The organism is Bradyrhizobium sp., assembly GCF_017881085.1.
Taxonomy (GTDB): Bacteria; Pseudomonadota; Alphaproteobacteria; order Rhizobiales; family Xanthobacteraceae; genus Bradyrhizobium.
The window spans coordinates 1-4,610 of record NZ_JADGRI010000376.1; the positions used below are offsets into that span (position 1 = coordinate 1).

5 protein-coding genes are annotated in these 4,610 nt (G+C 63.1%); 2 read left to right on the top strand and 3 right to left on the bottom strand.

Annotated features, from left to right (window positions below; all coding sequences use genetic code 11):
• The 3 genes from QZ213_RS24835 to QZ213_RS24845 form a co-directional block, all read right to left on the bottom strand.
• The coding region (locus tag QZ213_RS24835; RefSeq protein WP_291688720.1) for an EamA family transporter at positions 1–755 on the bottom strand (755 nt) is incomplete at its 3' end.
• Between the two features lie 146 nt (positions 756–901).
• Positions 902–1,678: a bifunctional 2-polyprenyl-6-hydroxyphenol methylase/3-demethylubiquinol 3-O-methyltransferase UbiG gene (ubiG, locus tag QZ213_RS24840; protein WP_291688721.1), complete on the bottom strand. Its 777-nt coding sequence runs from the start codon at positions 1,676–1,678 to the stop codon at positions 902–904.
• A gap of 16 nt (positions 1,679–1,694) precedes the next feature.
• Entirely contained in the window at positions 1,695–2,162 is a 468-nt protein-coding gene (locus QZ213_RS24845; RefSeq protein WP_291688722.1) for a PH domain-containing protein, read from the bottom strand.
• A 185-nt stretch (positions 2,163–2,347) separates the two neighbouring features.
• On the opposite strand from QZ213_RS24845, the gene QZ213_RS24850 reads away from it, so the two are divergent.
• Positions 2,348–3,601, top strand: coding sequence for an aspartate kinase (locus tag QZ213_RS24850; RefSeq protein WP_291688723.1), 1,254 nt, complete (start codon positions 2,348–2,350; stop codon positions 3,599–3,601).
• 352 nt (positions 3,602–3,953) lie between these two features.
• A partial coding sequence (locus tag QZ213_RS24855) for a GAF domain-containing protein (RefSeq protein ID WP_291688724.1) occupies positions 3,954–4,610 on the top strand: 657 nt, incomplete at its 3' end.

The window sequence follows — 4,610 nt, forward strand, 5'->3', positions numbered from 1 at the left end:
GCCGCGGTAAGCGCGAACGCCAGGAACCAGAACTGCGAGGCGAACGCGCCCATGAAGCCCGCGAAAACAGAGGGCTTCCACAGCCCGAGTATTTTCCTGAGTACGTCGGGCGCCCGCACCAGCAGATAAATCGTCAGCACCAGCGTCTGCACGAACAACCCCAGCACCAGCGTGTAGGACGCCGCGGTGACGAACGATACGCCGGGCACCACGATAACCGCACCGCGAAAGCCGACCGCCGACAGCGCAAAAGCTGCGGCGGCAGCGAGGCCGAGCAGCGTTGGTTTTAGATCCGTGAAACCTTTCGCAGCGCCGGGACGCAGCGCTGCAATAACCACGCCGGCGGTCGCAATCAGGATCGCAACCACCTTCAACAGCGTCAGGTGATCGCCGAGAAAGACAAAACCGAAAATCGCGGTCTGGATCGCCTCGGTCTTGAGGTAGGCCGTCGTCACCACGAAGGAACGGTCGTTCATGGCCAGCAGCATCATGCCGGTTCCGACGATTTGGCTGAGCGCGCCGAGCATGAGCCACGGCCAGAACGCCGCCGTCGGCCACGGCACATGGTCTCCGGTCGCCGCGATCACCACGGCAAAGAAGACAATCGAGAACGGAAAGCCGAACAGGAAACGGATATTGGTGGCGCCCCAGGTGCCGAGCGGCCCGGTCAATTGCCGCTGCATCGCATTGCGCGCGACCTGCCCGAGCGCAGCAATGATGGTGAAGGGAACCCAGAGCGTGGTGATGCTGAGCATGAGGCGGGAATTGGTTGGCGGGCGGGAAGTGCCGCCACCGTGCCGGGGCGGAAGAGCGCGGTCAACCGTCAGGATTGCATGCGACACCAACCCTGTCGTCGTCCCTGCGAAAGCAATGCGAAAGCAGGGACGACGATAGTTTGTAACTAGCCTTGTGCCCCCTCCGCCACCACCATGTAGTTCACGTCCATGTCGGAGGAGAGGCCCCAGCGGTCGGCGAACGGGCTGTAGACCACGCCGGTCTGCTCGGTGATGGCGAGCTTGTTGTGCTCGAGATAATGCGCGAGTTCGTCGGGGGTGACGAACTTGTCCCATTGATGGGTGCCGCGCGGCAGCCAGCGCAGCACATATTCGGCGCCGACGATAGCGAGCGCGAAGCTCTTCCAGTTGCGGTTCAAGGTCGAGAGCACCATCATTCCGCCCGGTTTGAGCATCGCCGCACAGCGGTTGAGGAACAGGCCGACGTCGCTGACATGCTCGACCACTTCCATCGCCAGCACGATGTCGAAGCGCTCGCGCACGTCCATCTGCTCCACCGTGGTGCAACGGTAGTCGATCGACAAATGCCCCTTGTCGGCGTGCAGCTTTGCCGCCGCGATGTTGGTGGCGGAGGGATCGACGCCGATCACCTGCGCGCCGAGCCGGGTGAACGGCTCGCACAGCAGCCCGGCGCCGCAGCCGATATCGAGGATGCGCAGGCCGGACAGGCAATTCAGGCTTTTGACGTTACGCTCGAACTTGCGGCAGGCGGCGTCGCGGATATAGGTCAGCCGCAGCGGATTGATCTTGTGCAGCGGGGCCATCTTGCCTTTGGGATCCCACCATTCGTCCGACAGCCTCGAGAATTTCGCGATCTCGGCCGGGTCGACCGTAGACCCCGAAGCGGGGGAAGCATTGTTCGGTGTATTCTGTTGCATGGCCATGGGGTGCGCGCCGCTCCTATCGCGCGGTGATGTAATTGCGAAACACCAGCGGCGAGGCAATCGTGGAGATGGTTTCCTTGCCCTCGCCGACGCCAAGGATGGTCACGTCGCCATAGTTGAGCAGGCGGCCGAGAATGCTCTGATTGACGTCGACGCTCTCGACCTTGTCCAGTGACATCTCGAAGGTGCGACGCTTGATAAACCCTGTCTTGTGGACAACGCGCAGATTGGTGACGTCGGTCTCCGTGGTCCAGCGGTGGAACCAGGCCTTCACGGTCCAGTACAGCCCAATAATGGCCACGATGGCCGACCCCGACAGACACAACAGGATGATGCCTTCGGTGACGGTCGTTCGCGACAGGATGAGCAGGACCAGCGCCACGATCCAGGCCGCGATCGCCGGCAAATAAAACATCCAGTGCGCGTTGGTCGAATACAGCACCTTTTCGCCGGGCTGCAGGATTTCGTCGATATAACGCCCCATACGCTGGCCTCAATTACCCTGCCGACAATTGCCCGCAACTACTGTATACCGCACCGCGTCGGGGGCGTGCCGGAACCCGGTTGCTTGCCCCGAACGACGCCGCTATGTATACGCGCCTTTTGGCCGGCGCGCCTTAGTTTTGCGGGCGGGCCATATACTTAACCTCAGGGAATGCATCAGTCGTCATGGGCCGCCTCGTGATGAAATTCGGCGGCACATCCGTCGCCAATATCGACCGTATCCGCAACGTCGCGCGGCATGTGAAGCGCGAGGTCGATGCCGGCCATGACGTTGCCGTGGTGGTTTCGGCGATGGCCGGCAAGACCAACGAACTGGTGGAATGGTGCCGCGAGGCGTCGCCGATGCATGACGCCCGCGAATATGACGCCGTGGTGGCCTCCGGCGAACAGGTCACCTCCGGCCTGCTGGCAATCGCCCTGCAGGCGATCGGCGTCCAGGCGCGTTCCTGGCAGGGCTGGCAAATCCCGATCAGGACCAGTGAGGCCCATGCGTCGGCGCGGATTCTCGAGATCGACGGCACCGAGCTGATCAACCGATTCAAGGAACGCCAGGAAGTCGCCGTCGTCGCCGGCTTCCAGGGCATCAACCCGCAAACCCAGCGAATCACCACGCTCGGGCGCGGCGGTTCCGATACCTCGGCGGTGGCGATCGCGGCGGCCATCCACGCCGACCGCTGCGACATCTATACCGACGTCGACGGCGTCTACACCACCGATCCGCGCGTGGTGCCGAAGGCGCGCCGGCTCGACAAGATCGCGTTCGAGGACATGCTGGAACTGGCCTCGCAGGGCGCCAAGGTGCTGCAGGTCCGCTCCGTGGAACTCGGCATGGTGCACAACATGCCGATTTTCGTCCGTTCCAGTTTCGACAAGCCCGAGGATATCGACCCGCACGGCACGCCGCCGGGAACGCTGATCTGCAGCGAGGAGGAAATCATGGAAAGCCACGTCGTCACCGGCATCGCCTTTTCCAAGGACGAAGCCCAGATTTCCGTCCGCCAGATCCAGGACAAGCCGGGCGTCGCCGCCGCGATCTTCGGGCCTCTGGCGGACGCCAATATCAACGTCGACATGATCGTGCAGAACGTCTCGGAGGACGGCGCCACCACCGACCTCACCTTCACGGTGCCGGCTTCGGACTATGCCCGCGCCCGCGACACCATCACGTCGGCCAAGGGCAAGATCGGCTACCAGCGGCTCGACAGCGCCACCGACGTCTCCAAGGTCTCGGTCATCGGCAGCGGCATGCGCAGCCATGCCGGCGTCGCCGCCCAGGCGTTCTCGGCCCTGGCCGCGCGCAATATCAACATCCGCGCCATCACGACCTCGGAGATCAAATTTTCGGTGCTGATCGACGCCGCCTATACCGAACTCGCCGTGCGCACGCTGCACACGCTTTACGGGCTCGATCAGGTTTAGAAGAGTTTTCCCCTGGAGCGCCACCGCGCTCCAGGATGTGGTGTTCTTACGCACGATATTATCGCCAAACCGCCCACACTTCGGCGATCCCGCGCTTAGCAGGCGCAGCATTGGCTTGCCGGAGTCGTTATCGCCTCTGGCAGGGGTTTTGCTTGGCAAAACAAGCCTCAATTCGCTATACGGCCTGATGGGTGGGCTGCCGCAAACTGTGCCACAGTTTTGGCTATCCTGATTCGGCCGGCATTTTCGGGCTTGCGACGGCGCCGAATGAATAAAATTGTTGTTTTTCTTGGGTTTAATGCCAGCTACCGGCCACCCGGGGGGCTGGCCTGGCGGAGGAGGATGTTGGCACATGCGGAGCGCGTCGGGAGGCCCCCGCGTCTTGCTGAGACGGCTCCGCGAAACCATGGCGGAGCAGGTCTCAGCCCAGGAACGATTGGACAAGATCGTGGTGCTGATCGCCGCCAACATGGTGGCGGAGGTCTGCTCCGTCTATGTGCTGCGCGTCGACAACACGCTCGAACTCTACGCCACCGAAGGCCTCAACCGCGACGCCGTCCACCGCACCGTCCTGAGTTCGCATGAGGGCCTGGTCGGCCTCGTCGCCAGCGAGGCGAACCCGCTCAATCTGAGCGACGCGCAAAGCCATCCGGCGTTCTCGTTCCGCCCGGAGACCGGCGAAGAAATCTATCACTCCTTCCTCGGCGTGCCGATCCTGCGCGCCGGCAACACGCTCGGCGTGCTGGTGGTGCAGAACCGCGCCAAGCGCACCTATGTCGAGGAAGAGGTCGAGGCGCTGCAGACCACCGCCATGGTGCTGGCGGAGATGATCGCCTCGGGCGAACTTTCCGCCCTCGCCCAGCCCGGGGCCGAGCCTGCGGCGCGGCATTCCCTGCACAAGACGGGCGCGATCCTGTCCGACGGCATCGCGCTCGGCCATGTGGTGCTGCACGAACCGCGCGTCGTCATCACCAATTACATCGCCGAAGACCTGCCGAAGGAAATCAAG

Coding starts and splice junctions, on each gene's coding strand:
- ubiG (WP_291688721.1), bottom strand. CDS start 1,678: ATGGCCATGCAACAGAATACACCGAACAATGCTTCCCCCGCTTCGGGG.
- QZ213_RS24845 (WP_291688722.1), bottom strand. CDS start 2,162: ATGGGGCGTTATATCGACGAAATCCTGCAGCCCGGCGAAAAGGTGCTG.
- QZ213_RS24850 (WP_291688723.1), top strand. CDS start 2,348: ATGGGCCGCCTCGTGATGAAATTCGGCGGCACATCCGTCGCCAATATC.